General features: G+C 73.6%; 24 protein-coding genes. 10 read left to right on the forward strand and 14 right to left on the reverse strand.

Features of this window, described 5'->3' with window-relative positions; translation table 11 throughout:
* Window positions 1-79 precede the first annotated feature (79 nt).
* Window positions 80-580 carry a GNAT family N-acetyltransferase gene (locus ACPCK6_RS07060; RefSeq protein ID WP_423480673.1) on the forward strand — a complete coding sequence of 167 codons (501 nt, stop codon included), beginning with the start codon at window positions 80-82 and terminating at the stop codon, window positions 578-580.
* A 38-nt stretch (window positions 581-618) separates the two neighbouring features.
* On the forward strand, window positions 619-1,089 hold the full coding sequence (locus ACPCK6_RS07065; protein ID WP_423480674.1) for a helix-turn-helix domain-containing protein: 471 nt from the start codon (window positions 619-621) through the stop codon (window positions 1,087-1,089).
* Here the strand turns inward: ACPCK6_RS07065 and ACPCK6_RS07070 are convergent.
* The gene (locus tag ACPCK6_RS07070) at window positions 1,058-2,935 is read right to left on the reverse strand and encodes an asparagine synthetase B family protein (protein WP_423480675.1); all 1,878 of its coding nucleotides are present in this window, start codon (window positions 2,933-2,935) and stop codon (window positions 1,058-1,060) included. The genes ACPCK6_RS07065 and ACPCK6_RS07070 overlap by 32 nt on opposite strands.
* A 157-nt stretch (window positions 2,936-3,092) precedes the next feature.
* Between ACPCK6_RS07070 and ACPCK6_RS07075 the strand changes: the two genes are divergently transcribed.
* Window positions 3,093-3,512 (forward strand): VOC family protein, encoded by a 420-nt coding sequence (locus tag ACPCK6_RS07075; protein WP_318335923.1) that lies wholly within the window; start codon window positions 3,093-3,095, stop codon window positions 3,510-3,512.
* Window positions 3,513-3,576: 64 nt separating this feature from the next.
* A complete protein-coding gene (locus ACPCK6_RS07080; protein ID WP_423480676.1) occupies window positions 3,577-4,188 on the forward strand; it encodes a histidine phosphatase family protein in 612 nt (203 codons plus the stop codon).
* Between the two features lie 8 nt (window positions 4,189-4,196).
* Here ACPCK6_RS07080 and ACPCK6_RS07085 read toward each other — a convergent pair whose 3' ends face one another.
* Window positions 4,197-4,853 (reverse strand): type 1 glutamine amidotransferase domain-containing protein, encoded by a 657-nt coding sequence (locus ACPCK6_RS07085; protein WP_228532484.1) that lies wholly within the window; start codon window positions 4,851-4,853, stop codon window positions 4,197-4,199.
* Window positions 4,854-4,933: 80 nt separating this feature from the next.
* Window positions 4,934-5,365: a hypothetical protein gene (locus ACPCK6_RS07090; RefSeq protein ID WP_423480677.1), complete on the reverse strand. Its 432-nt coding sequence runs from the start codon at window positions 5,363-5,365 to the stop codon at window positions 4,934-4,936.
* A gap of 188 nt (window positions 5,366-5,553) precedes the next feature.
* Here ACPCK6_RS07090 and ACPCK6_RS07095 point away from each other — a divergent pair, with 188 nt between their 5' ends.
* From ACPCK6_RS07095 to ACPCK6_RS07105, 3 genes are all read left to right on the forward strand, one after another.
* Window positions 5,554-7,953: a M4 family metallopeptidase gene (locus tag ACPCK6_RS07095; protein ID WP_396880928.1), complete on the forward strand. Its 2,400-nt coding sequence runs from the start codon at window positions 5,554-5,556 to the stop codon at window positions 7,951-7,953.
* Window positions 7,954-8,028: 75 nt separating this feature from the next.
* On the forward strand, window positions 8,029-8,796 hold the full coding sequence (locus tag ACPCK6_RS07100; protein WP_423480678.1) for an enoyl-CoA hydratase/isomerase family protein: 768 nt from the start codon (window positions 8,029-8,031) through the stop codon (window positions 8,794-8,796).
* Between the two features lie 59 nt (window positions 8,797-8,855).
* Entirely contained in the window at window positions 8,856-9,467 is a 612-nt protein-coding gene (locus tag ACPCK6_RS07105) for a hypothetical protein (RefSeq protein ID WP_423480679.1), read from the forward strand.
* Here the strand turns inward: ACPCK6_RS07105 and ACPCK6_RS07110 are convergent.
* Window positions 9,442-9,993: a peroxiredoxin-like family protein gene (locus ACPCK6_RS07110; protein WP_423480680.1), complete on the reverse strand. Its 552-nt coding sequence runs from the start codon at window positions 9,991-9,993 to the stop codon at window positions 9,442-9,444. The two genes, ACPCK6_RS07105 and ACPCK6_RS07110, sit on opposite strands and share 26 nt — an antisense overlap.
* Window positions 9,994-10,062: 69 nt before the next feature.
* Between ACPCK6_RS07110 and ACPCK6_RS07115 the strand changes: the two genes are divergently transcribed.
* Window positions 10,063-10,686, forward strand: a complete 624-nt coding sequence (locus ACPCK6_RS07115; protein WP_423480681.1) for a TetR/AcrR family transcriptional regulator — start codon at window positions 10,063-10,065, stop codon at window positions 10,684-10,686.
* 74 nt (window positions 10,687-10,760) lie between these two features.
* Here the strand turns inward: ACPCK6_RS07115 and ACPCK6_RS07120 are convergent, their stop codons facing one another.
* The 4 genes from ACPCK6_RS07120 to ACPCK6_RS07135 form a co-directional block, all read right to left on the reverse strand.
* Window positions 10,761-11,201, reverse strand: a complete 441-nt coding sequence (locus ACPCK6_RS07120; RefSeq protein WP_269697747.1) for an HNH endonuclease — start codon at window positions 11,199-11,201, stop codon at window positions 10,761-10,763.
* A 180-nt stretch (window positions 11,202-11,381) separates the two neighbouring features.
* Window positions 11,382-12,524 (reverse strand): hypothetical protein, encoded by a 1,143-nt coding sequence (locus ACPCK6_RS07125; RefSeq protein ID WP_423480682.1) that lies wholly within the window; start codon window positions 12,522-12,524, stop codon window positions 11,382-11,384.
* A 54-nt stretch (window positions 12,525-12,578) separates the two neighbouring features.
* Window positions 12,579-14,123: an FAD-dependent oxidoreductase gene (locus tag ACPCK6_RS07130; protein ID WP_423480683.1), complete on the reverse strand. Its 1,545-nt coding sequence runs from the start codon at window positions 14,121-14,123 to the stop codon at window positions 12,579-12,581.
* 198 nt (window positions 14,124-14,321) lie between these two features.
* Window positions 14,322-14,801: an MSMEG_6728 family protein gene (locus ACPCK6_RS07135; RefSeq protein WP_396880935.1), complete on the reverse strand. Its 480-nt coding sequence runs from the start codon at window positions 14,799-14,801 to the stop codon at window positions 14,322-14,324.
* 87 nt (window positions 14,802-14,888) lie between these two features.
* Here ACPCK6_RS07135 and ACPCK6_RS07140 point away from each other — a divergent pair, with 87 nt between their 5' ends.
* Window positions 14,889-16,673 (forward strand): potassium channel family protein, encoded by a 1,785-nt coding sequence (locus ACPCK6_RS07140; protein ID WP_423480684.1) that lies wholly within the window; start codon window positions 14,889-14,891, stop codon window positions 16,671-16,673.
* 92 nt (window positions 16,674-16,765) lie between these two features.
* On the opposite strand, the gene ACPCK6_RS07145 is transcribed toward ACPCK6_RS07140, so the two are convergent.
* The 3 genes from ACPCK6_RS07145 to ACPCK6_RS07155 all read right to left on the reverse strand — a co-directional run bounded on the left by ACPCK6_RS07145 (window position 16,766) and on the right by ACPCK6_RS07155 (window position 21,762).
* The gene (locus ACPCK6_RS07145; protein ID WP_396880937.1) at window positions 16,766-18,007 is read right to left on the reverse strand and encodes an APC family permease; all 1,242 of its coding nucleotides are present in this window, start codon (window positions 18,005-18,007) and stop codon (window positions 16,766-16,768) included.
* 349 nt (window positions 18,008-18,356) lie between these two features.
* Window positions 18,357-20,909 carry a glycosyl hydrolase family 18 protein gene (locus ACPCK6_RS07150; RefSeq protein ID WP_423480685.1) on the reverse strand — a complete coding sequence of 851 codons (2,553 nt, stop codon included), beginning with the start codon at window positions 20,907-20,909 and terminating at the stop codon, window positions 18,357-18,359.
* An 85-nt stretch (window positions 20,910-20,994) separates the two neighbouring features.
* Window positions 20,995-21,762 carry a phosphatase PAP2 family protein gene (locus ACPCK6_RS07155; RefSeq protein WP_396880939.1) on the reverse strand — a complete coding sequence of 256 codons (768 nt, stop codon included), beginning with the start codon at window positions 21,760-21,762 and terminating at the stop codon, window positions 20,995-20,997.
* A 111-nt stretch (window positions 21,763-21,873) separates the two neighbouring features.
* Here ACPCK6_RS07155 and ACPCK6_RS07160 point away from each other — a divergent pair, with 111 nt between their 5' ends.
* Window positions 21,874-23,082 carry a DUF4032 domain-containing protein gene (locus ACPCK6_RS07160; protein ID WP_318335909.1) on the forward strand — a complete coding sequence of 403 codons (1,209 nt, stop codon included), beginning with the start codon at window positions 21,874-21,876 and terminating at the stop codon, window positions 23,080-23,082.
* A gap of 12 nt (window positions 23,083-23,094) precedes the next feature.
* Here ACPCK6_RS07160 and nagA read toward each other — a convergent pair whose 3' ends face one another.
* From nagA to ACPCK6_RS07175, 3 genes are read right to left on the reverse strand one after another with little or no spacing between them, the layout of a single operon-like run.
* Window positions 23,095-24,204: an N-acetylglucosamine-6-phosphate deacetylase gene (nagA, locus tag ACPCK6_RS07165; protein WP_423480686.1), complete on the reverse strand. Its 1,110-nt coding sequence runs from the start codon at window positions 24,202-24,204 to the stop codon at window positions 23,095-23,097.
* The gene (locus ACPCK6_RS07170; RefSeq protein WP_396880941.1) at window positions 24,201-25,133 is read right to left on the reverse strand and encodes an ROK family protein; all 933 of its coding nucleotides are present in this window, start codon (window positions 25,131-25,133) and stop codon (window positions 24,201-24,203) included. Before ACPCK6_RS07170 ends, nagA begins: the two co-directional genes overlap by 4 nt.
* Window positions 25,130-26,059, reverse strand: coding sequence for an SIS domain-containing protein (locus tag ACPCK6_RS07175; protein WP_318335905.1), 930 nt, complete (start codon window positions 26,057-26,059; stop codon window positions 25,130-25,132). Before ACPCK6_RS07175 ends, ACPCK6_RS07170 begins: the two co-directional genes overlap by 4 nt.
* Window positions 26,060-26,115: the final 56 nt, after the last annotated feature.

A 26,115-nucleotide genomic window follows, 5' to 3' on the forward strand; every position in this document is an offset into this window, starting at 1 on the left:
GCGTGGAGGCCCGGCCACCCGACCCCGCCCACGCCGGATATCGATTGCCTGCTCGGGATGCCTGCGCCACCCTCTCCGCATGCTTGAGACGCGCATCCTCGGCGAGGACGACTGGAAGGTGTGGCGGGAGCTGCGGCTCGCCGCGCTCACCGAGGCCGGGTACGCCTTCGGTGCCCAGCTGGCGGACTGGCAGGGCGACGGTGACCGCGAGGAACGCTGGCGCGGGCGGCTGGCCGTCCCCGGCTCGTACAACATCGTGGTGCTGCTCGACGGGCAACCGGTCGGGATGGCCAGCGGGATGCCGACCGAGCACGACGGGGTCGTCGAGCTGATCTCGATGTACGTGGCACCCGGGGGACGCGGCCGGGGCGTGGGCGACCACCTCGTCCGGGCGGTCGAGCAGTGGGCCCGGCTGGCAGGCGCGCGGACGCTGCGGCTCGCCGTGGCGGAGGGCAACCCGAACGCGTGGGGCCTGTACCTGCGCAACGGCTTCCGGGACACCGGCGACGTCGGCGGCCTGATGCCCGACGGCGTGCGCCGCGAGCACATCATGACCAAGATCCTCGCGAACGAGCCGTAGGGGCGGAAGGCGCGGGCCGCGCAGTAGGCTGACCAGCGATGAGTCGCGCCGTCGAGGAGTCCAACCGGGCGATGCTGCGCGGCCGGGACGCGATGGACCGGGCGTACGCGCAGCCGCTGGACATCCCCGCGCTGGCCCGGATCGCGTACGTCTCGGAGGCGCACTTCATCCGTACCTTCCGGGCCACGTTCGGCGAGACGCCGCACCGTTACCTGCAACGCCGCCGGGTGGAACGCGCCATGTACCTGCTGGCGCGCACCGACGAGCCGGTCACCGAGATCTGCCACCTGGTCGGCTTCGGCAGTCTGGGCACGTTCAGCCGGACGTTCCACGGCATCGTCGGTGAGTCGCCGTCGGCCTACCGGCGCCGCAAGACCATGCCCGCCGGCGTCCCGGGCTGCTTCACCAAGGCCTGGATGCGCCCGAGCAGCACGGCTGGCGAGCCGGCCACGGAGGGCAAGAAGCAAGCCGCCGTGCTCAGCGCCCCCGCACCTGCCGCCGCACGATGACCCAGAGCCGGTCGCCGAGCCGGGTCCGCCGTACCCAGCGCAAGCCGCCCAGCCGGCTCTTCGCCGGCGTACGCGGGCGCGGCGGCGCAATGACCCGCGCGTAGGTGGCGCCTGTCGGCGGCCTGGTGAAGGCGGGTTCCAGCCGTTCGGAGGCGACCGCCAGCGCGGTGAACTGGGCGAGCACCCGGGGATCGGGCCGGCCGCCTCGGGCGGCGGTACGCAGATCCCGCTCCACGACCGGCCGCCGGATCAGCTCGGTGAGCGGCCCGTGGACGGTGTCCAGCAGGTCGGCCACGGCGGCGACGCCGTCGCCCTCCCAGATCCGGGTGGCCCGGGACGGCCCGGTGGCGGCGCTGACGAACGGCACGTCCGCCCACTCCGGTACGAGCCGGGCGATCAGCGCGGTGTGCGGCAGCCGCGCCCGCTTCTCGGCCGTGGTGAACGCGAAGCTGGCCGCGACGAAGCCCGGCGCCAGGAACGGGGTGACCATCCCGGTGGTGTACGCGGAGGTGCACCACCGGCGCATCCGCTCGACCAGGTAGAGGTAGTCGATCAGGTGCTCGTCGCGGAGGCCGATGTCGCGGGCGTGGGCCAGCAGGGCGGTGACGCGGTCCCGTTCGGTGGCCAGTGCCTCCGGTGCCACCGCGGCGTTCGGCACGCCCGCCAGCAGCTTGGTCAGGCCCGCCTGCTCCGGGGTGGGCGCCGGGTCGGCGTCGGCCCGCGGATACCAGTAGCCGACGACCAGTTCGCCTGCCGCGCCGGTGAGGCTCGGCGCGCGTACCACCTCGGGCAGCCGGGTACGCACGGCCGGCCGGGCCAGGTAGTTCGACGGGAACTGGTGGTCGTGCAGCGCGGCGAGCCGTCGCGCCCGGTCCCGGAGGCCGACGCCGAGGACGGTGGCCGGGGGAGCGGCCGGTACCAGGCGGTGCGGCAGCTCCAGCCCGCGCCGGTCCCGCACGAGCCGGACCAGCTCGCGGGCCACGTCGCCCTCGGCGGCGGTGTCGTCGTTCGTGGCCAGGTTCGGCGTACGGCTGGCGGCGACGAGCGTCGCGGCGATGAGCCGGGAGTCCTTCCCGCCGGAGAGGCCGAGCATGACCTCGCCGTCGTGCAGCCGGTGCAGACCGGCGACGGCCCGGGTCAGCGCGTCGGCGGCCCGGTCCAGCCGTTCGCCGAGCGGCCGGTCCCGGTCGGCGAGGCCGCTGCGGACCACGTCGTCGGTGGCGTACCGGATCTCGCTGGTGAGCTGCCATCCGCCGTCGGCGCGGCGGCGGCCGGTGATCCGCTCGCCCGGCCGCAGCAGCCGGATGTCGGCGAGCGGGGAGAGGTCGCCGCCGAAGTGGCCGGTGAGCAGGTACGACGACCAGCCGGCCGGGTCGGGGCGGGCCTCGCCGTGCAGGAAGGCGGCGAGCAGGCCGGGCCGGGTGCACCAGGCGGTGACGCCGTCGGCGGTGCCGGTGAAGACGCGGGCCATGCCGAGCCAGTCCTGTTGCAGGGTGAGGCGGTCGTGGTCGAGGGCGAGCAGCGCGAACGGCGGTACGACGTCGCGGTGCACGTCCGCGCCGGTGAGCAGGTGGCGGGCGAGCGTCACCGGGTCGTCGTCGACGCCGACCGGGATGCCCACCGAGACGGCGGTGACGTCGTCGTCGCCGGCGACGGGCGGCCACCGGTAGCCGCCCGGGTCGGCCGGGTGCAGCACCAGCACACCCCAGTCGGTGCCGCCGATGTGCCGGCGGTGCCAGCTCTCCGGCACCAGCCCGGCGGCGGCGCTGTCGAACCGGGCGACGGCGGCGTCACCACGGGACTCCGGAAGGGCACTCGTGGCGGCCCAGGCCAACATCAACTGCATCGACTTCCCCCGATGTCGTCGCGAAGACGTTAACAGCGGGTGACGAGACGGTGTCCCCGTGTGGACAAACGACGCAAGCCGGACCGGGTGCCGGGGGCGGCAGGACTGCGTGTTTTGGATAAGCAGCAGGCCGGGGCGCTGCTCTAGCGTCGTCGGCATGACGATGACTTCGACTTCCCGCTCCCAGATCTACGTGCTCGACCAGGACGAGGCGCTCGACTTCTACGTCGGCAAGCTCGGCCTGGAGGTCAGCCTCGACCAGGATCTCGGTTTCATGCGCTGGCTCACCGTGCACGTGCCGGGCGACCCGGGCCGGGAGATCCTGCTGGAGAAGCCGGGCCCGCCGGCGCTGGACCCGAAGACCGCCGAGCAGGTCCGGGAACTGCTCACCAAGGGCGCCGCGGGCGGGTTCCTGTTCTTCACCACGGACGACGCGCACAAGACGTACGCGGACCTGGTCGCGAAGGGCGTCGAGGTGACCGACGAGCCGACCGACCAGCCGTACGGCATCGACTTCGGCATCCGCGACCCGTTCGGCAACCGCATCCGGATCGGGCAGATGCGCCAGGGGCAGTGAACGGCGGGCCATCCGGACGGCGGGCGGCGGGCTAGTCTCGCGGTCCCCGACCGTGGAGGTGCCGATGCCCAGCCGCCTGCTCTACCTGGTCCGTCACGGCGAGCAGGCCCGGCCGGAGGAGGAGGCGGACACCGGGCTGTCGGAGCGAGGGCGGCGGCAGGCGACGCTGCTGGGCGAGCGGCTGCGCGGCACGCGCTTCGCCGCCGTACACCATGGGTCGGCCCGCCGGGCCGCGGAGACCGCCGCCCTGGTCGCGGCGTCGCTGCCAGGTGTTCCGGTACGCGAGGACGACCGCGCCGGCGACCACATGCCGCACGACACCGACCCGGCCGGCCTGCCGGAGTCGTACGCGGCGTTCCTGGCCGGCTTCTCCGAGCGGGAGCGGCGCGACGGACCGCGCGTGACCGCGGAGGCGGTGGCGCGGTTCGCCGCCGCTCCCGCGGAGGGTGACGTACGCGAGCTGGTCGTCACCCACAACTTCCTGGTCGCGTGGCTGGTGCTGCACGCGGTGGACGCACCGGCGCGCCGGTGGATCGGGCTGAACCAGCAGAACTGCGGGCTGACGGTGATCCGCTACAGCTCGGGCGGCCGGCCGGCGCTCATCGCGTTCAACGACGTCGCCCACCTGCCGCCCGAGCTGCGTGCCACCGGTCTGCCCGACGACTACCGGATCTGATCCGGCGCTCAGGCGATCAGCTTCACCACGGCGTCGGCCACGGCGCGGGCGGACTGCGGGTTCTGGCCGGTCACCAGCCGCCCGTCGACCACCACGTGCTCGGTGAAGTCCGGCGCCGGTACGTGCTGCGCGCCCGCCTCGCCGAGCTTGTCGGCGAGCAGGAACGGCACCTCGTCGGTGAGGCCGACGGCCGCCTCCTCGCTGTTGGTGAACCCGGCCACCCGCTTGCCGGCGATCAGCCGGGAGCCGTCGGTGAGGGTGAGGTTCACCAGCGCCGACGGGCCGTGGCAGACGGCGGCCACCACGCCGCCGCGCTCGTACACCGAGCGGGCGATCCGGGCCAGGTCGGGGTCGTCGGGGAAGTCCCACATGGTGCCGTGGCCGCCGGCGAAGAGGATCACGTCGTACCCGGCCGGGTCGACGTCGGCGGCCTTCGGGGTGTCGGTGACGCCGGCGGTGGCGAGGAAGTCGTTCTGGGTGCTGTCGTTCTCGTCCCGCCCGTCGACGGGCGGCTCCCCGCCGGCCACGGAGACGAGGTCGACGTCGTACCCGGCGGCCCGGAACACCTCCCACGGCTCGGCGGCCTCGCCGACGTAGTAGCCGGTCGAGCGGCCGGTGCGGCCCAGCTCGGAATGACTGGTCAGAGCGATGAGTGCGCGAGTCATGCCTTCCATGCTGGCCCGGCCGCCGGCCCGCCGGCCATAGGCCGATGTCACAGCCGGAACGGGTTTGGAATCGGGCCGGGTCAGCCGGTGGCGCCGTTGAGCAGGTCCACCACCTGCGCGGTGACGGCCGGCGGCGTGGTCTCCGGCGGGCAGTCCACGTAGCCGACCTGGTTCGGCCCGATGGTGAGCCGGTAGGTGAACGCGTCGGCGCACATGGTCGGCGGGACGGTGGCGGCGGCCTCGGTGGCCAGCCGGGGGTCGGCCGCGAGTTGCCGCAGCCGGGTGAGCTTCTCCGCGCCGAGCTGTCCCTCGCGGGAGGCGCCGGCGCGGTCGGTCCTCGTCCAGTGGCCGTCCGGCCCGACCCGGACGGTGTCGGACAGCCCGGCGATGCCTCCCGACTTCTCGAGCACGACCTCGGAGACGAGCGGCGGGGGCCCGTCAGTGACGACGGGCGGCGCGTCGGTGCGGGCGCAGCCGGCGAGCGGGACGAGAAGGGCGGCGACGGCCGCCACGGCGGGGGCAGCTCTCATACCGGTTCGGACGCGCGACGGGACCACCCGGTTCCGGGTCACCGCTCCTCCTCCTCCGTTCGGTCAGTGTCTCCGGCGGGTTCTCGCCAGCCTCTTTCACGTTCTTCGATGTATCGCTATATCTACATCAGTGACTACCCCCGTCACAACTTCGCCTTCCAGGAGGGCCCGTGAAAAGATCCGTCGCCGCCGTCAGCGCAGCGCTGCTCACCAGCAGCGTGCTGGCCTGCGTCACCACCTCGGCGCAAGCGGCAGCGCCAACCGCCCCCAGCCCCGAGACCTCTGCCGCAGCCAAGGCCGCGAGCCTGCTGCGCGCCAACCCCGGCGTCGTCCAAGGCGCCGGCGGTGAGGCCTATCAGGCCGTCCGCACCAAGGTCGACCCCTCCGGGGCCGCGCATACCCGCTACAGCCGCACCTACCAGGGCCTGCGGGTGTACGGCGGTGACTTCGTCATCCACACCGCCCCGAACGGCACCCTGACCAGCGCCTCGGTCAGCCTCTCCGCTCCGCTGACCCTCAGCACCACCGCGAAGGTCGGCGCGGACGCGGCAAAGGCCAGCGCCCGCAAGACGTTCTCCGGGTCGCTCACCTCGGTCGGCGCGCCGGAGCTGTTCGTCGACGCCAGCAGCGGCAAGGGCCGCCTCGCCTGGGAGACCGTCGCGACCGGCTGGAAGGCGGACAAGCAGACGCCGTCGAAGCTGCACGTCATCACCGACGCCACCACCGGCAAGGTGATCGGCTCGTACGACGAGATCGAGTCGGTGGCCGGCACCGGCCAGGGCGTCTACACCGGCTCGGTCACCATCGACACCACGCTCTCCGGCAGCACGTACCAGATGATCGACCCGGTACGCGGCAACGGCCGTACCTGCGACATGAACAACGGAACCTCCACCTGCACCACGTTCACCGACGCGGACAACGCGTGGGGCAACGGCGCCACCTCGAACCGGCAGTCGGCCGCCGTGGACGCGCACTTCGGCGCCGCCAAGACGTTCGACTACTTCAAGAACGTGCACGGCCGCAACGGCATCTTCGGCAACGGCCAGGGTGTGCCGAGCCGGGTGCACTACGGCAACAACTACGTCAACGCGTTCTGGGACGGCTCCCAGATGACCTACGGCGACGGCTCGGGCAACTCCCGCCCGCTGGTCTCGCTGGACGTGGCCGGTCACGAGATGAGCCACGGCGTCACCGAGGCGCTGGCCGGGCTGGTCTACTCCGGTGAGTCCGGTGGCCTCAACGAGGCCACCAGCGACATCTTCGGCAACATGGTGGAGTTCTACGCCGCCGCGCCGAGCGACCCGGGTGACTACCAGGTCGGTGAGAAGATCAACATCAACGGCAACGGTACGCCGCTGCGGTACATGTACAACCCGTCGCTGGACGGCTCGTCCGACTCCTGCTGGTCCACCAGCACGAAGAACAAGGACGTGCACTACTCCTCCGGCGTCGGCAACCACTTCTTCTTCAACCTCGCCGAGGGCACCGGCGCCACCGCGTACGGCACCTCGCCGGTCTGCGGCTCGGCCCCGGCCGTGACCGGCATCGGCCGCGCCAAGGCGGAGAAGATCTGGTACCGGGCGCTCGACGTGTACTTCACCTCGAACACCTCGTACGTCAACACCAGCAACCCGGCCAACACCGCCCGCGCGTACACCCTGCGGGCCGCCACCGACCTGTACGGCAACTGCTCCACCGAGTACAAGACCGTCCAGGCCGCGTGGACCGCGGTGAACGTGGCCGGCAACGACGCGCCGTGCAGCTCGACCGGCAACGACTTCTCCGTCTCGCTCTCGCCGACCTCCGGGTCGGTCACCGCGGGCGGATCGGCCTCGGCCACCGTCGGCACGTCCACCACCAGCGGCACCGCGCAGACCGTGACGTTCTCCGCGTCCGGCCTGCCGACCGGCGCCACCGCGTCGTTCAGCCCCACCTCGGTGACCTCGGGCGGCTCGTCCACGCTCACCATCGCCACCAGCTCCAGCACCCCGGCCGGCACCTACTCGGTGACCGTCACCGGCAGCGCGGCGTCGGGCACGAAGACCGCCACGTACTCGCTGACCGTGAGCAGCGTCGGCGGCGGCTGCACCGGTGCCGGCCAGAAGCTCGGCAACCCCGGCTTCGAGTCCGGCAACACCGTCTGGGCCACCACGTCCGGCGTGATCGGCCAGTACGGCTCGCAGGGCCAGCCGACCCGCACCGGTACGTGGAACGCGTGGCTGAACGGCTACGGCAGCACCCGCACCGACACGCTGTCGCAGTCGGTGAGCCTGCCGAGCGGCTGCTCCGCGTACAGCCTTTCGTTCTGGCTGCACATCGACTCGGCCGAGAGCACCACCAGCGTCCAGTACGACAAGCTGAACGTGCAGGTGCTCAACTCGTCCGGCTCGGTGCTGGCCACGCTGGCGACCTACTCGAACCTGAACAAGGCCAGCGGCTACAGCCAGAAGTCGTTCAACCTGGCCGCGTACGCCGGGCAGACCGTCACGCTGAAGTTCACCGGCACCGAGGACAGCTCGCTGCAGACCTCGTTCGTGATCGACGACACCGCGCTCAACGTCTCCTGACCTGACCGCCGATCCCGGGGCCCGGCGGCCACCCCACGCGGGTGGCCGGCGGGCCCCGGCCGTTACGGTCGCACCATGTCCGACGCGGAACTGACAGTCACCCGGGACGGCCCGGTGGCCACTGTCGTCATCCACAACCCGGCCCGGCGCAACGCCATGACCCCGGCCATGTGGCGGCAGCTCCCGGTACTGCTCGACGGTCTGGAGGCGGACCCGGCGGTACGGGTGCTGGTGCTCACCGGTGCGGGCGGCACGTTCTGTGCCGGCGCCGACCTGGGCGACCTGGACGAGCTGCTGGCCGCCGGTGACGGCAGCATCGCGGTGGCCGCCGAGGAACGGCTCGCCGCGTTCGGCCGCCCCACTGTGGCCGCCATCGAGGGCGCCTGCGTGGGCGGCGGCTGCCAGCTCGCCGTCGCCTGCGACCTGCGGCTGGCCGCGGCGGACGCCCGGTTCGGCGTACCCCCGGCCCGGCTCGGCCTGGTCTACCCGGCGCCGACCACGCGGCGGCTGGCCGCGCTTGTCGGTCCGTCGGCGGCCAAGCACCTGCTGTTCACCAGCGAGCTGGTGAACGCCGAGCGGGCGCTGCGGATCGGCCTGGTGGACGAGGTGCTGCCGGCCGGCGAGCTGGCCGGGCGGGTGGCGGCGCTGACCGCCACCATCGCCGAGCGGTCCCGGCTCACCGTGACCGCCGCCAAGGAGATCGTGGACGGCCGTGCCGACGCCGACCGGCTCGCCTGGTGGCACGGCCAGGTGCGGGACAGCGGTGAGGCCCGCGAGGGCGTTGCGGCGATCAACGAGCGCCGCCCGCCGCGCTTCGGCTGGACCCCGCCGGCCGCCCGCTGACCGCCGTTTGCCCGGCACCCCTCGGCGGGTACGTCCCGATGGTCGAACGGGGGACCATCGTGGACGGTGATTCGGAACGTCGGGAGATCAAGCGGGGACGCCGTAGCGTGCGGCTGCTGCTGGTCGGCACGGTGCTGACATTCGCGCTGGCGTCGCTGCTGGTCGGGCTGATGGCGGACGGTGCGTTCCCGAGAAGCTGGCTGGAACGCGGCGACCCACCCGACTGGGTGGAGGTGACCGGCCTGGTCCTCGCGGTGCTGGGTATGGGGCTCGAAGTCGTCGCGCTGGTCCGCATGGTCCGCGGCGGTAGCTACCGGGCCGACCGCGAGTCGCGGCTCTGGGCGCTGAGCTTCCGCCGTCGCCGGGAACTGGCCCGGGCCGTCCGGCGCGGGGTCGTGGAATCCGCCGACGACCTGCCGTGGCTGCGCGTCACCGCCGCCCAGATGATCCGGCAACGGCGACTCGTGCCGTTGTTCGGGGGCCTGGTGACGATGAACCTCGGCCAGTTGCTGCTCAGCCTGGCGCCGATCTGGTTCGTCCTGTTCGGCGTCACCGGGGTGGCGTTCGGGCTCGCCTGCGGGCAGATCCTCCGGGACGCGCCGCGGGCCGAGACGTTCCTGCGGGAACACCCCGGCGATCCGGTGGTCACCGCGCCGACCGGCTCTGGCTGACCTGGGCCAGCAGGTCGTCCACCGACCACTGGTCGGAGGCGTGTTCGCCGTACTTCGCGGCGAGCACCCGCCCGTCCGGTGCGATCAGGAAGTCGGCCGGCAGGCCGAGCCGGCCGCCGTGCGGCGTGCGGGACGGCAGCTTCTCCCGGCCACGCAGGACGTGCCAGGTGCCGGTCACCACTGCTCGCAGGATCGGCAGCCAGGCGCGCGGGTCGAGCAGCGACCGCCGCGCCGACTCCACACCGAACTCCCGGTAGAGCCGCCGGTCCGGATCGGCCACCACGGCGAACGGCAGGTCGGCGACGTGCTCGCGCAACTCGTCGGCGGGGGAGTGGAAGAGCACCACCTCGCGTACGCCTGCCGCCTCGATCTCGGCGTGCCGGCGGACGATCGAGCGCAGGTGGAGGTTGCAGACCGGGCAGCCGGCGAAGCGCCGGAACTGGAGGTGGATCAGGCGGCCCGGATCCGGCAGGTCGATTCCGGTGCCGGTCACGCTGGTCAGGTGGCGGGGGGTGACGACGTCCATGCGCGCTCCCGTTGTAGGCGTACGACGTACTCCTACAACCGTAGGCGTATCTTGTACGCTGTCAAGGCCATGCCCCGTCCCCGTTCCCTGACCCCGGCCCAGCTCGCCGACGCGGCGCTCGCGGTGCTCGACCGGGACGGCCTCCCCGGCCTCACCATGCGTGCCGTCGGCGCGCAGCTCGGCACCAGCACGATGGGCCTCTACCGCTACGTCGCCGACCGCGACGAGTTGGAAGCGCTCGTCGTCGAGCGGGTCCTCGAACCGGTCGACACCCGCCCGCCGCCCGACGTCCCGTGGGCGGACGGCATCCGCGACCTGGCCGAGCGGGTACGCCGCGCGGTCGGTGTCCACCCGGCAGTGGTGCCGTTGCTCCCCGCGTACCGGCACCGCTCGCCGACGATCCTGCGCTGGGGCGAGGCGGTGCTCGCGATGCTGACAAGGGCCGGCTTCACTGGCACCGTACGGGTGATCGCGTTCCGCGCCCTGCTCGGCTACGTGGTCGGGGCGATCCAGATGGAGCACCTCGGCGCGCTGTCAGGCCCCGGAACGGCTGTCATCGCGGCGCTGCCCCGCGACGAGTTCCCCCTGCTCGCCGCGACCGCCCGTGAGGCCGGCGCGGTCGCACCGGAGGACGAGTTCGGCGGCGGGCTCGACCTCCTGCTCGACGGGCTGGCCCGGCGGCTCGACAGCTAGGCGCCCTGGTGGGACCGGCGGGCGCGGCGCCGGGGCATACCCCGACACCGCCCCCTGTGCCCGCCGGCCGTCGGTCACCGCGCCAGCGCGGCCCAGCTCGGCGTTACCGGCTCCCGCCGCAGCGGCATGCCCGCCTCGGCCGGGGTCCGGTCACCCTTGCGCTGGTTGCACGCGTAGCAGGCGGCGGTGGTGTTCCCCCAGGTGTTCCGGCCACCGCGCGAGCGGGGCAGGACGTGGTCGATCGTGCTCGCCGCGCCGTCGCAGTAGGCGCACTTCCGCCGGTCGCGCGCCAGCACCCCGGCCCGGGACCAGGCCGGGCCGGCGCTGAACCGCCAGCGGGTCACCACGTACCGGACGAGGCGGACCACCCGCGGCAGCGGGAAGACGCCGATCACCCGGTCGGGCTCGGCCTCGTGGATCTCGGCGACCCGGCGGCAGAGCATCCGGATCGCGTGTTTGACGGTGACCCGGTGCAGCGGGCCGAGGTCGGCGTTGATGACGAGGACGGCGTCCACCGGGCTCTCCCTTCACGATCGGCGGTACGGCGACGACGGGGACGCGCGAGGCGTGTCAGTCGTGCCCTCCGGGCCAGGGACCGTGTTCCCGGTAGCCGTCGCCGAGCAGCCACGACGTCATCGTGGTGGCGTATCGCAGCGACATCGACGGCTCCTGGAACGGTGGTTGACCTTGCGCGATCACGGTAGATCGATTCGGGAATCGCCTGCAACGTATTTCGATCCGTCGTCGGCGGGCCGCCGCTGCCGTCCGGCCCGCCCGGCACGTCTCGCGGCGATGAGCGGCCTGTCGATCCGGGCGGTCATCTGCACCACCAGCTCGCTGTCCAGCAGCGGGCGGTTCACCTCGGCCGCCACCGACAGCGTGGGTGTGGAGATCGACCGCCAGATCGCGGTGAGCCCGGCGCCGAGGCCGACGAGCGCCACCGCCGCCCGGGTGGTGGGGGAGCCCGCCGCGGCGGCGGCGCTCACCCCGACCACCGCCAGCAGCACGAGGAGCAGCGGTGCCAGCACCGGCCAGAAGATGCCCCGGGCGGCCTGCGCCACCAGCTTCCGGTCCCGGATGATGACGTTGCGGGCGACCACCGCCCAGTTCTCCTCGTCCAGCAGGTCACGCGGGTGCAGGCCGCCGGTCAGCACGTCCTGCCACAGGTCGCCCTGGTTGCGCAGCTCGCGTGCCAGCTCGGCGAGCCCGGCCTCGCCCGGGTCGCCCACCGTGGCGCGACCGACAGCAGTGGCCCAGGCGGCCAGTGAGCGGCGCACCACGGCGGCCGAGTACGGCGGCAGCACGCTCGCCAGCTCGTCCAGCCACCTGCTGATCTGGAGGTGCCGGCCACCGAAGCGCGCGGCGAGCTGGTCGGCGTCGCCGCGCCGGACGGTGTCGGCGAGCGAGCGTCCGAGCCGGTACGCCACCCCCACCCGGTGGTTCGTCGCCATCGTCCAGCGCAGCACGTCGATGTTGAGGTCGTCGAGCGCCCGCAGCAACGGTTCCCGGTCGGCTCCGGCTCCGGTGATGCGGCGGGCGGCGGCCGTGGACGGCACTGTACGGCCGAGCGGGGTCAGCGGCGCGATCTGGGCCAGCGCCACGTCCACGCCGTCGAGGTACATGCTGAGCCGGTGCCGCCCGGCCAGCTCGGTCAGGTTCGACAGCTTCGGCGGCGCCGGCACCTGCCGGTGCCCGTCCTCGGTCAGGTCGGCGGTCTGCGCGTGGTGGTAGGCGTCCGCCATGGACCAGCCGAGTCGCAGCGCGGTGACCACCGCGGTCCGTTCGTCCCGCGGTGTCCCGTGCTCCTCCTCGCGCCGCTCCCGTGTCGCGGTGCTCACCGCCCGACCTCCCGTGTCACCGGATCAGTCGAGCGTAGAGCCGTTTTTGTCCGCTTATAGCCGTTTCGATCCGGTCTTCCCCGCCAGCAGGCCGCGCGGCCGGATCGAGCGGACCGGCTCGGCCGCCGCCCCCTCGTCGCGCAGGATGTGGTTCGCCGCGATGATCCCGGTGGCCGCCGACCGTTCCATCAGCGCGCTCGGGAACTCGGTGCGGATGCCGTCCCCGGCCAGGTAGAGGCCCGGCGCGTCGGTGCGTACCCCCGGACGCCAGGCGTGGCTACCCGGCGTGAACGCCGGTGCCTGCGCCTCGACGCGGGCGCGCAGCTCGCGTACCCGCAGGTCGGCCACCTCCGGCCAGAGCGCGGTCAGCTCCCGCAGCATCCGCGCGGCCAGCTCGTCGGCCGGCACGTCCGGCTCGCAGGCGTACGCGTGCAGTTCCACCACCGAGCCGCCGGTCCGCTCGGCCCAGCGGCGCGGCTCGTCCTCCAGCCGGTGGTAGAGCGTCACCGAGTCCAGCGTGGGCTGCCGGGAGACGCCGCTGAACACCGCCCGGTCGGCCCGGACGTCCCCGTCCATCCAGTAACGCGCCACCGCGTACGGCGGCCCGGGCGTGCCGAAGGCGGGCATCCGCGCCACCAGCTCGGGTGCCGCCGCGACCAGGCCGGGCGAGGCGCCGACCAGCGCGGCGAGCGCCGGCGGGTCCACCGCCAGCACCACGTGCGGCGCCTCCCAGACGTCGCCGTCCGCGCCGGTCACCCGCCACCCCGCAGGGGTACGGTCCAGCCGCGCCGCCGCCGCGCCGGTCACCACCCGGCCGCCGTGCTTCTCCACGTACCGGGTCAGCGGCTCCCAGATCGCGGTGCCGTAGTCCCGGTCCGGGCAGTCGAAGGCCAGCCCCTCCGGGTTGCCGAGCAGGTAGAAGTGGAACTGCGCGATCATCTCGGCGGCCGACATCTCCGCCTCGTGGTTGAAGAACGAGTGGGAGAAGACCTCGAACAGCATGGCCCGCGCCCGGTCCGGCAGCCGCAGCGAGGTGAGCAACTCGTCGGCGGTCCGCTCGTCGAACTCCTCGTAGGTGCGTACCGGGTCGTAGGTGAGCAGCGGCAGCGCCGCGTCCCGGTCCATCGTGCGCAGGTCCGCCAGGCGCAGGCTCGGGCTGCGCAGCAGCAGCGCCAGTAGGTTCGCCGGCGGCGCGGGCGGCAGCTTGCCGAACTCCTCCGTGGGCCACTGCTCGGACAGGATCGGGTAGCCCGGGATCGGCTTGAGGAAGCCCAGCGCCGGGTCGACGCGGCGCAGGATCGACCGCCAGTTCCAGTACTGCCGGAAGAACGCGTGGAAGCCGTGCTCGTTGCGCTGGACGCCGTCGGACAGCTCCTCCGGCCAGGCGCCGAGCCGTCCGCCGAGGTGCGGCGCCGCCTCCAGCACCGTCACCGCCACGCCGCGCTCGGCCAGCACCACCGCCGCCGACATGCCGGCGATGCCGCCGCCGACCACCAGCGCCGGGACCGGTCGCGGCACACGGTCGGCGCCACCGCCGCCCGGGTCGACGAGGTGCTCGCGTACGCCGATCAGACGACCTACCACTTGCGACAGACTCACGGGGGCATCCTCCAGTCGGCGGTCCCCCCAGTCTGCCCGAGGTGAAAGGAAGGGGCCCCTTTTAACGCATACGGATGTGCGGGGCCCCTTCTTAACGCCGGGCGGTCCCCGCGCTGCGTGCGCCGCGGGGGTGGGCGGGGTGAGGTGTTAACAAGGGGCCCTTCCTCTACCGGAGGCGTTAACAAGGGGCCCTTCCTTTCACGGCAGGCAGCGGCGGGGGCGGTCGGACGGGGGCCAGACGTACTCCAGGTCGGGGGAGACGTCGGTGAACAACCGTGCATAGTGGGCGGGGTCCTTGCGCAGCAGCGACGAGCGGTGGCTGCGGTGCAGGTCGTCGCGGCCCAGCCAGGGCGGCAGCTCACCGGCGGCGGCCAGCTCGTCCTGGGTACGGATCAGCGTGATGCCGCAGGCGGCGGCGAGGTCGACGGCGAGCGTCCCGGCGCAGGTGTCGGCCCGGCCCGGCTCGCACCACACCGCGCACATGTCCAGCCCGTACCGGGTCAGCGCCTCCTCGTACCCGGCCCACATCTTCACCGCGGGGTGGTTGCGCCAGCCGTAGTCCGGCCGGGTCAGCCCGCGCAGCACCTGGATCGTCTCCACCCGCTGCTTGCCCAGCCGCTTCTGGTCCAGCGTGCGCGCGCTGGCCAGGAAGTCCGGATACGGCAGGAACGTCTGCATGCCGGTGCTCTACCCGTACCCGCCCCCGCCATGCGTCCATGATCGCCGGGGCTGCGCGGATCGCGAGCGGCTGACTACGATCCGGACATGGCCGAGCCTCTGCGCGACCGCGCGCGCCGCGCGACCGGCTGGCGGCTCCGGATGAACGGTGACGAACGCCCCCACTACGTGGTCTGCGGCTCCGACCCGCTCGCCTACTGGGTGGTCCGGTCGCTGCTCGCCACCGACAACGCCGACGGCCGGGTGCGGGTCACGCTCGTGGTGCCCGGTCGCCGCCGGTCCGAGGGCCCCGACGGCCGCGACGTGCCAGGGGTACGGGTGGTGACCGCCGAACGGCTCGACGAGGCCGCGTTCCGCCGGGCCGGGCTGGCCGGGGCGGCCGGGCTGGCCCTGTTGCACCAGGACGACGTGGGGAACATGCACGCCGCGCTCTGCGCCCAGGAGGTCGAGTCGCGGCTGCGACTTGTGGTGCGGATGTTCAACACCAACCTGGCGGACGGGCTGCGGCAGCTCTTCCCCGACTCGGCGGTGCTCTCCGACGCCTCGATGGCCGCGCCCGCCTTCGTGGCCGCCGCGCTGGGTGAGGTGGCGCCGACCCACTTCCGGCACGCGGGGCGCACGCTCTACGTGGCCCGCCGGGACGACGTACGCCCGCAGGACGTGGTCTGCGGCCTTGCCGTCACGACTGATCCGGATCTGGTCCGGGTGCTGCCCGCTGACGAGGCGGCGGCCGACGTGGTGCTGGCCGAGGCGACCGGGCGGCCGGCGGGCACCGAGGTCGCCGCGCGGCGGCTGGTCCGGGCGCGGCGGCGCCGGCAGCCGGTGGCGGTGCTGCTGCGCGCGGTCCGCCACTTCGCCACCCGCAAGATCGGCATCGCGGTGCTGGTGCTGCTCGGGGTGATCGCGGCGCTGGGCTGGCTCAACGCGCGGGCCGCCGACGTGAGCTGGAGCGAGGCGATCTACCTGACGCTGGTCACCACGCTCACCGGCCAGGATCCGGACGTCGGCAAGCCGGTCGCGGCCCAGGTGATGCAGGTCGTGCTCAACCTGGCCGGGCTGGCGCTGATCCCGCTGATCACGGCCGCGGTGGTCGACGGCGTCGTCAACGCCCGGCTGGCGTTGCACGCGGGCCGGGTCCAGCCGGACCGTTCCGGCCACGTGGTGATGGTCGGGCTGGGCAACATCGGCACCCGGGTGATGGCGCAGTTGCACGACTTCGGCGTCGAGGTGGTGGCGATCGACAAGAACCCGGACGCGCGCGGCGCCGCGCTGGCGCGCCGGCTGGGGGTGCCGCTGATCGTGGGCGACGCCGGCCGGGAGGAGACGCTCCGGTCCGCCTCGGTGGACACCTGCCAGGCGCTCGTGGTGGTGTCCACCGATGACGGGACGAACCTGCGAGCAGCGCTGATCGCCCGGTCCCTCGACCCGGACCTGCGCGTGGTGCTGCGGCTGTTCGACGGCGACTTCGCCGAGCGGATCCAGCAGGCGTTCGGCATCGGCATCTCGCGCAGCGTGTCCTATCTGGCCGCGCCGGCGTTCGCGGCGGCCCTGCTGGATCGCGCGGTGGTCGCCACCATCCCGGTCGACCGGCACGCGCTGCTGGTCACGGAGGTGCCGGTGGTGGCCGGTTCGCCGCTGGACGGGCGTCCGCTGAGCGCGGTGGCCCGGCCGGGCGAGGTGCGCCTGCTCGCGCACACCCGGCCGAACCAGAAGGCCGACTGGTCGGCCGATCCTCGCGTGGTGATCCAGGCCGGTGACCGGCTCACGGTGGTGGCCCGGCGGGCCGGGCTGACCGCGCTGCTCCGGGAGACCACGCCCGCGCCGCCGCCGGCGCCCACCGGTCCGCCCGCCGCGCGCCGCCCGCAGGAGTGACCGGACGCGCCGGCGGTCACTGCCGCTGGGCGCGTCGAGGGCCGCCGGGCGCGTCAAGGGCCGCCGGCCGCGCCTGGAGCGGCCGGGCCGCGTCAGGCAGGTCGGCGACGGCGGCGGACCGCGTATCCGAGCGCGCCGAGGGCGAGCACGCCGAACCCGGCGAGGACGCTGGGCAGCGGCAGGTTGACCGCCAGCACCAGGCAGCCGACGAGCCCGAGCGCGGCGAGCAGCCGTACCGGGAGGCGCCGGTCCGGGTCCGGGCCGAGCGTCAGCGCCGACGCGTTGGTGATCGCGTAGTAGACCAGCACCGTGCAGCTGGAGAAGCCGATCGCGCCCCGGACGTCGCCCACCGCGACGACGGCGATCACCACGGCAGCCACTGCCAGTTCGGCGCGGTGCGGCACCAGGTGGCGCGGGTGGACCGCCGCCAGCGCGCCCGGCAGATCGTGCCGCCGGGCCATCGCCAGCGTCGTGCGGCCGACGCCCGCCAGCAGCGACAGCAGTACGCCGGTCACCGCGACGGCGGCACCGGCCCGGACCAGCCAGGCCAGGCCCGGGTGCCCGGCGGCGGTCACCACCTCGACCAGCGGCGCGTCGGTGGACGCCAGCCGGTCGGCGCCGAGCACACCGAGCGCGACCACCGCGAGCGTCAGGTAGATCGCCAGTACCGCGCCGAGCGCCAGCGGCACCGCCCGGGGGATGGTGTGTTCCGGGTCGCGGACCTCCTCGCCCAGCGTGGCGATCCGCGCGTACCCGGCGAAGGCGAAGAACAGCAGGCCGGCGGCGGTCAGCACGCCGCCCACCCCGATGCCGGCGGGCGCGGTGAGCCGGTCGGCCGCCACCTGCGGCGCGCCGGTCACCGCCACCACGGCGAGCACCGCCAGCACCACCGCGACGAGGACCCGGGTGGCGGTGGCGGTCTTGCCGATGCCGCGCAGGTTCACCGCCGTCACCGCCACCACCGCGAGGACCGCGACGAGCCGCGCCCGCCCCGGCCACAGGTACGCCCCGACGGTCAGCGCCATGGCCGCGCAGCTCGCCGTCTTGCCGACCACGAATCCCCAGCCCGCGAGGAAACCGGCGAACGGGTGCAGTCGTTCCCGGCCGTAGACGTAGGTGCCGCCGGACTCGGGGTAGCGGGCGGCGAGCCGGGCCGAGCTGGTCGCGTTGCAGTAGGCGATGAAGCCGGCGACCGCCAGCGCGACCAGCAGGCCCGGACCGCCCGCTGCCGCCGCGGCCGGTGCGAAGACCACGAAGACGCCCGCGCCGAGCATCGAGCCCAGACCGACGACCACCGCATCGGGTACGCCGAGTCGGCGCGCCAACTGCTCCACACCGGCAGCCTAGGGCGTTCGGGTGAACGGAAGCTCCGGCAAGCAGACCCCCTGGTGGCGCACGTACGGGTTGCGGCGTGACGACCTGGTCCGGATACGCGCCGAGCACACCCGGCCCGGAGACGCGGAGAACGACACCCCCGCTGCTGCGGCAGGAGCGGGCGTCTGTCGACCCGGAGACCACCGGCGGGGTGTTCGTGGGGAGCACCCCGGAGAACGGTCGAGCTGCCGAAGGGCACCCGGATCCGCATCCAGGTGGCGCCGGCCGGTCCACACACCGGAGGCCCGGGTCCCCGGTGAACGGCCGGTGCCGCCGGCAGGATCCGCCGGCGGCACCGGGATCAGGGGTTCAGCAGGGCCCGTTGTCGGTCCACACGCCCTGGCTGTTGGTCCCCGGCACGTCTCCCTGGGTCCACCACCGGGAGGTCCACCGGTGTCCGCCGTAGGACACCACGGCACCTCCGGGGTACGCGGTGCCCGCGGCCCAGGCCGGCGCGGCACATGCACCGCCGGTGGGTGACGGCGAGCCGGTGGGCGTCGGGGTGGTGGTCGGCGTCGGGGAGCCCGTGCAGGCACCCTGGTCGGCCCAGACCGCGGCGCTGCCCGGCGTCTCGCCCTGGGTCCACCACTTCGCGCTCCAGGTCCGTCCGGCGTGCGAGACGGTCGCACCACCGGAGTACGCGGTGGCCGCCGACCAGGCCGGCGCGGTGCAGGTGCCCCCGCCGGGTGGGACGGAACCGGTCGGGCTGGGCGACGGCGTGACCACCTCGCCACCACGTGCCCAGTCCCCGGCCAGCGCGTACGTCTGGCCGCCGAAGGCGAGCGTGAAGTTGGCCGGGCCGGAGATCGGGAGCTGATAGTTGAGCGTCACCTCGGCGTACGAGCCGGGCGCGATCGCGGCCGGCACGGTGAGGCGTACCCGGTTGTGGTCGCCCTTCAGGCCGCCCACGTTGCTGCCGGTGTGGCCGGTGGTGACAGTGGTGAGCGCCCAGCCGGACTGCTGGCTGAGCGTGGCCGGGGTGGTGGTGGGATAGTCGAACTCCAGGTGCGCGCCGGCCGGGATCGGCGCGCCGGTGTTGTTGGTCAGCCGCAGCTCGGGGTTGATCGGGTAGTTGTTGTCGCCGAGCGCGAAACCACCCATGCCGACCGCCACGTCCAGCGTCCGGGTGGGCATGGTGATGCCCGCCTTGCGGGCGCCGTACGCCGGTGCGGCCTTCAGCCGGTCGTAGAGCAGCGTGGTCAGCGTGTCGCCCATGCCGTACTGGCCCGTGGCGGAGTCGTAGGCGTAGTCGCCGGCGAGCTCCCAGATCATCACGCCGCCGAGGCCCTTGGCCGCGACGTAGTCGGCCTTGGCGGCGAGCGACTGGTCGTCCTCGGTGGAGAGGAAGACCTTCTTCTCCGCGTTCCACAGCCAGGGCGCGACCAGCGCGGCCGAGTAGTGACGGGCGTAGCTGCCGCTGATCCGGTCGGTCGGGTCGGTGGCCGGGGTGAGGCCGTATCCGGCCAGGTAGTCGCCGGTGATGCCGGCCTGGAGGTTCTTCGCGTGCCACATCGGGTTGGCGCCGCCGGGCACCTCGTTGCCGGCGGCGTCGAGGTCGTGCCAGAGGTTGTCGATGCCGACCGCGCCGTTGCCGCAGGGGGTGGTGGAGCCGATCGAGCCGCCGGTGCCGGCCGGACACTTGGTCTGGTCGGGCAGTGCCGCCCGTCCCCACAGGCCGTTGGTGCCGCCGGTGACGCCCTGCCAGCCCCGGGTGTAGTAGGGCACGCCGATGTTCACCCTGCCGCTGGGCAGCGCGCCCCGGAAGTAGTGGTACGCCCAGTCGGTGTTCAGGTAGCCGATGCCGGAGTAGGCGCCGTACACGCCGCCCGCGGCCAGTTCGGCGTCGTCGCCGTTGTCGTAGAGCGCCGCGTTCGGTCCGACGAAGTGGTTCCACGCGCCGTGCAGGTCGTAGGACATCGCGTTGACGTAGTCGAGGTACTGCAACGCCTGGTAGGACTCCATCCCGCGCAGCAGCCAGCCGGACGCGGGCGCGGCCACGGTGAGCAGGTAGTGCCTGCCGTCTGTGGCGGCGGCCCGGTCGAGCTTCTCCCGCAGCGTGCGCATCAGCACCTGGTACGAGGCGTTGAGACCGGCCCGCTTGGCGTCGGCCTGGGCGAAGTCGAGCGGGTTGCCGGCCTTGTTGTTGGAGGTGGGGTACTCGTAGTCGATGTCCACCCCGTCGAAGCCGTACGTGCGCAGGAACGTCACCACCGAGTCGGCGAACGTGTTGATGCCGGCGGTGTTCACCGTGTTGGTGCCGGTGGTGGTCATCCGGTAGAAGCCGCCGGAGTCGATGCGGTTGCCGCTGTCGTCGATGAAGCCGCCGGTCTCGGCCCAGCCGCCGACGCTGATCAGCGTGCGGACTCCGGGGTTCTGCTTCTTGTACTTGTTGAGCAGGTTGAAGTGCCCGGTGTACGGCAGGGCCGGGTCCATCTCGGCACCGGCCACGCCGGGCCAGGTCATGTTCGTCGCCGGGTTGTTCGGGGCGCCGGGGTCGCCCACGGAGATGCGGTTGCCGCCGTCGACGTGGGCGAACGCGTAGTTGATGTGGGTGACCTTCTGCCAGGGGATCTGGTTCACCAGGTAGGCCGGGGCGCCGTTGCGGCCGGTCCGCCAGCTGGTGAAGTAGCCGATGATCCGGCGGGTGTGGTCCGCACCCATCTTCTCCCGGCCCGCGGTGTCGTAGACGGTGCAGTAGGGCACCGAGACCCCGGGCGTGCGGTAGAGCCCGTCGGGCCGGCAGGACTCGTCGTCGGCGGCCGCCGACCGGGCGTCCGGGGCGGCCACGACCACCGCCGTCATCGCGGTCAGCAGACCGGCGGCGCCGGCCGACAGCCAGCGGCTGATTCGTTTCGCCAGCACGCGCACCTCCTACATTTAACAAACTTAACTGTTAAGGTTGCTAAATGTATACCGGCGTCGATACGCCGAGACAAGAGGCGGACTGCTAGTCGAGATGCTCCGCCGGCCGGGCCCAGCCGTGGAGCCGCGCCGGCAGCGGCAGGCTGTTCCAGGGCACCCGGTGCAGCAGGCGGTCCAGCAGCAGGCCGAGCAGCAGCCCGGCGACCGAGTCGGTCAGCCAGTGCCAGCCCAGGTAGACGGTGGTGCAGAAGACCACCGCCGGGGGCACCACCCGGACCACTGTGACCAGCCGAGGCGGCACGGTACGGCCGAGCGTGCGCACGAGCGGGGCCAGCAGCAGGGCCAGGACGCCGTACCAGACGATGGAGTTGGCGACGTGCCCGGACGGGTACGACTGCGCGAAACGCACCGGCAGGTCGTGCTGGAACAGCGGCAGCGTCTGCTCGGGCGACAGGAACGGCTCCTTGACCGAGGCGCTCGGCGCCGGCCGGGCCGTCCACACCTTCAACGGGCCGACCGTGAAGAACGTGAGCACGAAACCGGCCACCGGCGGCAGCAGCGGCCGTACCGAGCGCAGCCGCCACGCCAGCAGAACGCCCAGCCCGGCCGCGAGCAGCGTCAGCGGCGTGCCCTGACCGAGCAGGTTCAGCGTCATCGCCACCCAGCGGGCGGCGGCCGGGCGGTTCTCGTCGGACCAGTCGGCGACCGCCCGGTCGAGGCCGAACAGGTGACCGGAGGCGAGCGCGACGGTCAGCGCCACCACTGCCGCGAGCAGCAGTCCGTCGAACCACCACCCGGCCGGCCGGACCGGCCGCAGCCGCAGGTCACCGCGTACCCCCGAGGTCTGACGCACGCGACCACGCTACCGGCCGCCGACGGCGGCCGGGCGGCGCGGGCATCGGCGGCTGTGTGCCCAACCACGAAGGGAAGCGCGGCGCGGGGGTCAGCGGTCACACTGGTTGCCGTGCGGATCACCTCGGCTCTCGTCGACCCGGCGCTGCTCGACCTCCCCTGGTCGACACCGCTGGAGCAGTGGCCTGCCGAACACCTGGTGGCGCTGCCGCAGGGCATCTCCCGGCACATCGTGCGGTTCGTCCGGCTCGGCGGGTACGTCTACGCGGTGAAGGAGACCGGCGAGCGGGTCGCCGAGCGCGAGTACGACCTGCTGCGGGCGCTGGAGCGGATCGACTTCCCGTCCGTCGAGGCGATCGCGATCGTCGCCGACCGGCAGACCGACGACGGGGAGCCGCTGGACCCGGTGCTCATCACCCGGCATCTCCAGTTCTCGCTGCCCTACCGGGCGCTGTTCTCCAACACGCTGCGCCCGGAGACGATGAACCGGCTGCTGGACGCGCTGGCCGCGCTGATCGTGCGGATGCACCTCACCGGGTTCTTCTGGGGCGACTGCTCGCTGTCCAACACGCTGTTCCGGCGCGACGCGGGCGCGTTCGCCGCCTACCTGGTCGACGCCGAGACCGGGGCGCTGTACCCGTCACTGTCGAACGGCCAGCGCGGCGAGGACCTGGAGATCGCCCGGGTCAACATCTTCGGCGAGGCGCTCGACCTCCAGGCCGCCGGCCTGCTGCACGAGTCGATCGACCCGGAGGTGGTCTGCGAGGAGGTCGTGCGGCGCTACGAGCGGCTCTGGCACGAGATCACCTACGAGCAGCAGGTCGAGCGCACGGCCCGGCACGACATCGAGGGGCGCATCCGCCGTCTCAACGAACTGGGCTTCGACGTGGCCGAGGTGGCCATGTCGACAGTCGACAACGGGCGCTACCTGGTCCGGCCGAAGGTGGTCGACGCCGGCTACCACACCCGGCGGCTGCTGCGCCTGACCGGTCTGGACGCCGAGGAGAACCAGGCCCGCAGGCTCCTCAACGACCTGGACGCCTACCGGCTGGAGAGCGACCTGACCGACGAGCAGCAGGCGGCGCACCGCTGGCTGACCGAGGTCTTCGAGCCGGTGGTCCGGGCGGTGCCGGCGCACCTGCGCCGCAAGCTGGAACCGCAGGAGTTGTTCGCCCAGATCATCGAGCACAAGTGGCTGCTCTCCGAGCAGGCCGGGCGCGACGTCGGGATGCGCCGGGCGGTGCAGTCGTACCTGGCCGACGTGCTGGTGCACCGCCCCGACGAGCAGGCGGTACTCGGCGTCGAGGTGCCCACCGTCTGACGCCCGGGCGGATCACTCCACCCAGTCGCCGCCGCGCATCACCCGCACCACGTCCAGGTCGTCGTCCAGCACCACCAGGTCGGCGCGCAGGCCGGTGCGCAGCGCGCCCACGCGGTCGCCCAGGCCGATCGCCCGGGCCGGCGTGGTGGCGACCATCCGGCAGGCGTCCGGCAGGGCCACGCCCGCGCCGACCGCGTGCCGCAGCGCCGCGTCCATGGTGAGCGTGCTGCCGGCGATCGCGCCGTCGCGGCTGAGCCGGGCGACCCCGCCGGACACGGTGACCGCCTGGCCGCCCAGCTCGTACTCGCCGTCCGGCATCCCGGCGGCGGCCATCGCGTCGGTGATCAGCGCGGCCCGCTCCGGCCCGGCCACCGAGGTGGCGAAGCCGAGCATGCCGTCGTGCAGGTGCACGCCGTCGGCGACCAGCTCGCACACCACGTTCGGGGCCTCCAGCAGCGCCACCACCGGGCCGGGCTCGCGGTGGTGCACCGGGCGCATCCCGTTGAACAGGTGGGTGCCGACCGTCGCGCCCGCCGCCACCGCCGCCCGGGTCTGCTCCCAGGTGGCGTCGGTGTGCCCGACCGCCGCGACCACGCCATGCGACACCAGCAGCTCGATCGCCTTGGTGGCGCCGTCACGCTCGGGAGCGATGGTGACCATGCGTACGGCGCCGCCGCCCAGCTCGATCAGCTCGGTCAGCTCGGCGGTCGACGGGTCGCGCAGGAACTCCGGGTTCTGCGCGCCGCAGCGGTCGGCGGACAGGTACGGGCCTTCGAAGTGGACGCCGGCGAGCACGCCGGACTCCACCAGCGGACGGTAGGCGGCGGTCGCGTCGCGCATCAGCTCGAACGGGGAACTGACCAGGCTCGCCAGCAGTGTGGTGGTGCCGTGCCCGAGGTGGAACGCGGCGGCCTGCCGGGCCGACTCCGCGTCGCCTGTGGTGAACGTGTGCCCGCCGCCGCCGTGGGTGTGCATGTCCACGAAGCCCGGCACGATCCAGTGGCCGTCGCGCACCGACGGATACTCGGCCACGGCGGTGATCCGCCCGTCCGCGATCTCCACGCAACCCTGCCGGATGACACCGGTCGGGGTCACCACCTTGCCGGTCACGCGCCGGGTCATCGACTCTCCTTCGCCAGGATGTCCAGGGCCAGCAGGGCGGCGCCCAGGCAGCCGGCCTCGTCACCGAGGTCGGCCGCGACCAGGCGCGGCTCGCGGTGGAACGTCAGCCGCTCCCGCAACGCCGTCCGCAGCGGGTCGAACAGCCGGGGACCGGCCTGGGCCAGCCCGCCGCCGACCACCACTGTCGACACATCGTAGAGCGCCTGCCCGGTGGCGAGTCCGTCGGCGAGCGCCTCGACCGCCTCCTGCCACACCTCCACGGCGAGCGGCTCACCGGCCGCCGCGCGGTCGGCCACCTGGGCGGCGGTGGTGGGCGCACCGGACAGCTCGGCGTACCGGCGCCCGATCGCCGACGCCGACGACACCGCCTCCAGACAGCCGGTCCGCCCGCATCCGCAGCGCGGGCCGCCGGGGCGTACCAGGATGTGGCCGATCTCCCCGGCGGCGCCGTGCGCGCCGGTGGCGGCCGACCCGTCGACCACGTGGGCGGCGGCGATGCCGGTGCCGATCGCGACGAACAGCACATGGCCGCCGTCCCGCCCGGCGCCGAGCCGGGCCTCGGCCAGGCCACCCGCCCGCACGTCGTGGCCGAGCGCCGCCGGCAGTCCCAGCCGCGTGCCCGCCAGCTCCCGCAGGGGTACGTCCCGGAAGCCCACGTTCGCCGACCAGACCGCGACGCCGCGCGCCTCGTCGACCACTCCGGGTACGGCGATGCCGCAGGCCACCGGCGTACGGCCGTCGGCGCGGGCCTTGCCGGCGAGCCCTTCGGCCACGTCGAGGATCGTGCCGACCACCGCCTCCGGGCCGCGCTCGGCACCGGTGGCGTGCCGTTCGGTGTGCACAGTCGTGCCGTCCGGCCGGACCAGGGCGCACTTCATCCCGGTGCCGCCCACGTCCAGCGCGACGACGACCTCGTCGCGTTCGCTCATGCCAGGACCACGGACCGGGTCAGGTGGCGGGGCGCGTCCGGGTCGAGACCGCGGCTGGTGGCGAGCGCGACCGCGAAGCGCTGGGCCAGGATCAGGTCGGCCATCGGGTCGACCGGGTTGCGGCCCGCCGACCAGCTCGTCAGCACCGTGCGCCAGCCGTGCGTGCGGCTGTGCACGAACGCGGCGCCGGTCGCGGCCACGTCCTCGGACAGGCCGTCCGGGATCTCGCCGAGCGCCCAGACCAGCCGGCCGGGCGCGGCGACCGAGATCGGGCCGTGCCGGTAGTCCATCGCCGGGTACGCCTCGGCCCAGAACGTGGCCGCCTCGCGGCACTTCAGCGCGGCCTCCTGGGCCAGCCCGACGGTCCAGCCGCGACCGAGGAAGGTGACCTGCTCGATGCCGGCCGGGTCGATCGGCAGCGGGGCGCGGACGGCGACCTCGGCGTCGGCGGCCAGCCGCCCGAGGTCCTCGCCGAGGTGGGCGCGCAGCAGCGCGAGCGCGGTGGTGGCGAAGCGGGTCTGCACCACCGACCGCTCGTCGGCGAAGGGCAGCGCGACTGTGGCGTCGGCGAGCGCGACGGCGGCCGAGTCCGGGTCGCCGACCAGGACCGTGGTGGGGATCCGCCCGCGCAGCGCGGTGAGCAGGTCGAGCACCTCGGTGGTGGTGCCGGAGCGGGTGATCGCGATGAGCCGGTCGTAGTGGCGGCCGGCCGGGAACTCGCTGGCCTGGAAGGCGTCGGTCTCGCCCTGGCCGGCGGCCTCGCGCAGCCCGGCGTACGCCATCGCCATGAACCACGACGTGCCGCAACCGACCACGGCGACCCGCTCGCCGGGGCGCGGCAGGTGCTCGGCGACGGTCGGGGCGAGTCGCGCCGCCTCCCGCCAGCAGTCGGGCTGGCTCGCGATCTCCGCGTGCACGTACGCCATGACAACTCCTCCCCAGGGGAGACCTTGCGCAATACGGCGCGATACGGCCGCCTTTC

Source organism: Micromonospora sp. AB353, from assembly GCF_049538395.1.
GTDB classification, from domain to species: domain Bacteria; phylum Actinomycetota; class Actinomycetes; order Mycobacteriales; family Micromonosporaceae; genus Micromonospora; species Micromonospora aurantiaca.

What these genes read in the sequence shown, in the direction of transcription:
- ACPCK6_RS07060 (WP_423480673.1), top strand. Translation starts at nt 80, where the DNA reads ATGCTTGAGACGCGCATCCTCGGCGAGGACGACTGGAAGGTGTGGCGG.
- ACPCK6_RS07065 (WP_423480674.1), top strand. Translation starts at nt 619, where the DNA reads ATGAGTCGCGCCGTCGAGGAGTCCAACCGGGCGATGCTGCGCGGCCGG.
- ACPCK6_RS07070 (WP_423480675.1), bottom strand. Translation starts at nt 2,935, where the DNA reads ATGCAGTTGATGTTGGCCTGGGCCGCCACGAGTGCCCTTCCGGAGTCC.
- ACPCK6_RS07075 (WP_318335923.1), top strand. Translation starts at nt 3,093, where the DNA reads ATGACGATGACTTCGACTTCCCGCTCCCAGATCTACGTGCTCGACCAG.
- ACPCK6_RS07080 (WP_423480676.1), top strand. Translation starts at nt 3,577, where the DNA reads ATGCCCAGCCGCCTGCTCTACCTGGTCCGTCACGGCGAGCAGGCCCGG.
- ACPCK6_RS07085 (WP_228532484.1), bottom strand. Translation starts at nt 4,853, where the DNA reads ATGACTCGCGCACTCATCGCTCTGACCAGTCATTCCGAGCTGGGCCGC.
- ACPCK6_RS07100 (WP_423480678.1), top strand. Translation starts at nt 8,029, where the DNA reads ATGTCCGACGCGGAACTGACAGTCACCCGGGACGGCCCGGTGGCCACT.
- ACPCK6_RS07110 (WP_423480680.1), bottom strand. Translation starts at nt 9,993, where the DNA reads ATGGACGTCGTCACCCCCCGCCACCTGACCAGCGTGACCGGCACCGGA.
- ACPCK6_RS07115 (WP_423480681.1), top strand. Translation starts at nt 10,063, where the DNA reads ATGCCCCGTCCCCGTTCCCTGACCCCGGCCCAGCTCGCCGACGCGGCG.
- ACPCK6_RS07135 (WP_396880935.1), bottom strand. Translation starts at nt 14,801, where the DNA reads ATGCAGACGTTCCTGCCGTATCCGGACTTCCTGGCCAGCGCGCGCACG.
- ACPCK6_RS07140 (WP_423480684.1), top strand. Translation starts at nt 14,889, where the DNA reads ATGGCCGAGCCTCTGCGCGACCGCGCGCGCCGCGCGACCGGCTGGCGG.
- nagA (WP_423480686.1), bottom strand. Translation starts at nt 24,204, where the DNA reads ATGACCCGGCGCGTGACCGGCAAGGTGGTGACCCCGACCGGTGTCATC.
- ACPCK6_RS07170 (WP_396880941.1), bottom strand. Translation starts at nt 25,133, where the DNA reads ATGAGCGAACGCGACGAGGTCGTCGTCGCGCTGGACGTGGGCGGCACC.
- ACPCK6_RS07175 (WP_318335905.1), bottom strand. Translation starts at nt 26,059, where the DNA reads ATGGCGTACGTGCACGCGGAGATCGCGAGCCAGCCCGACTGCTGGCGG.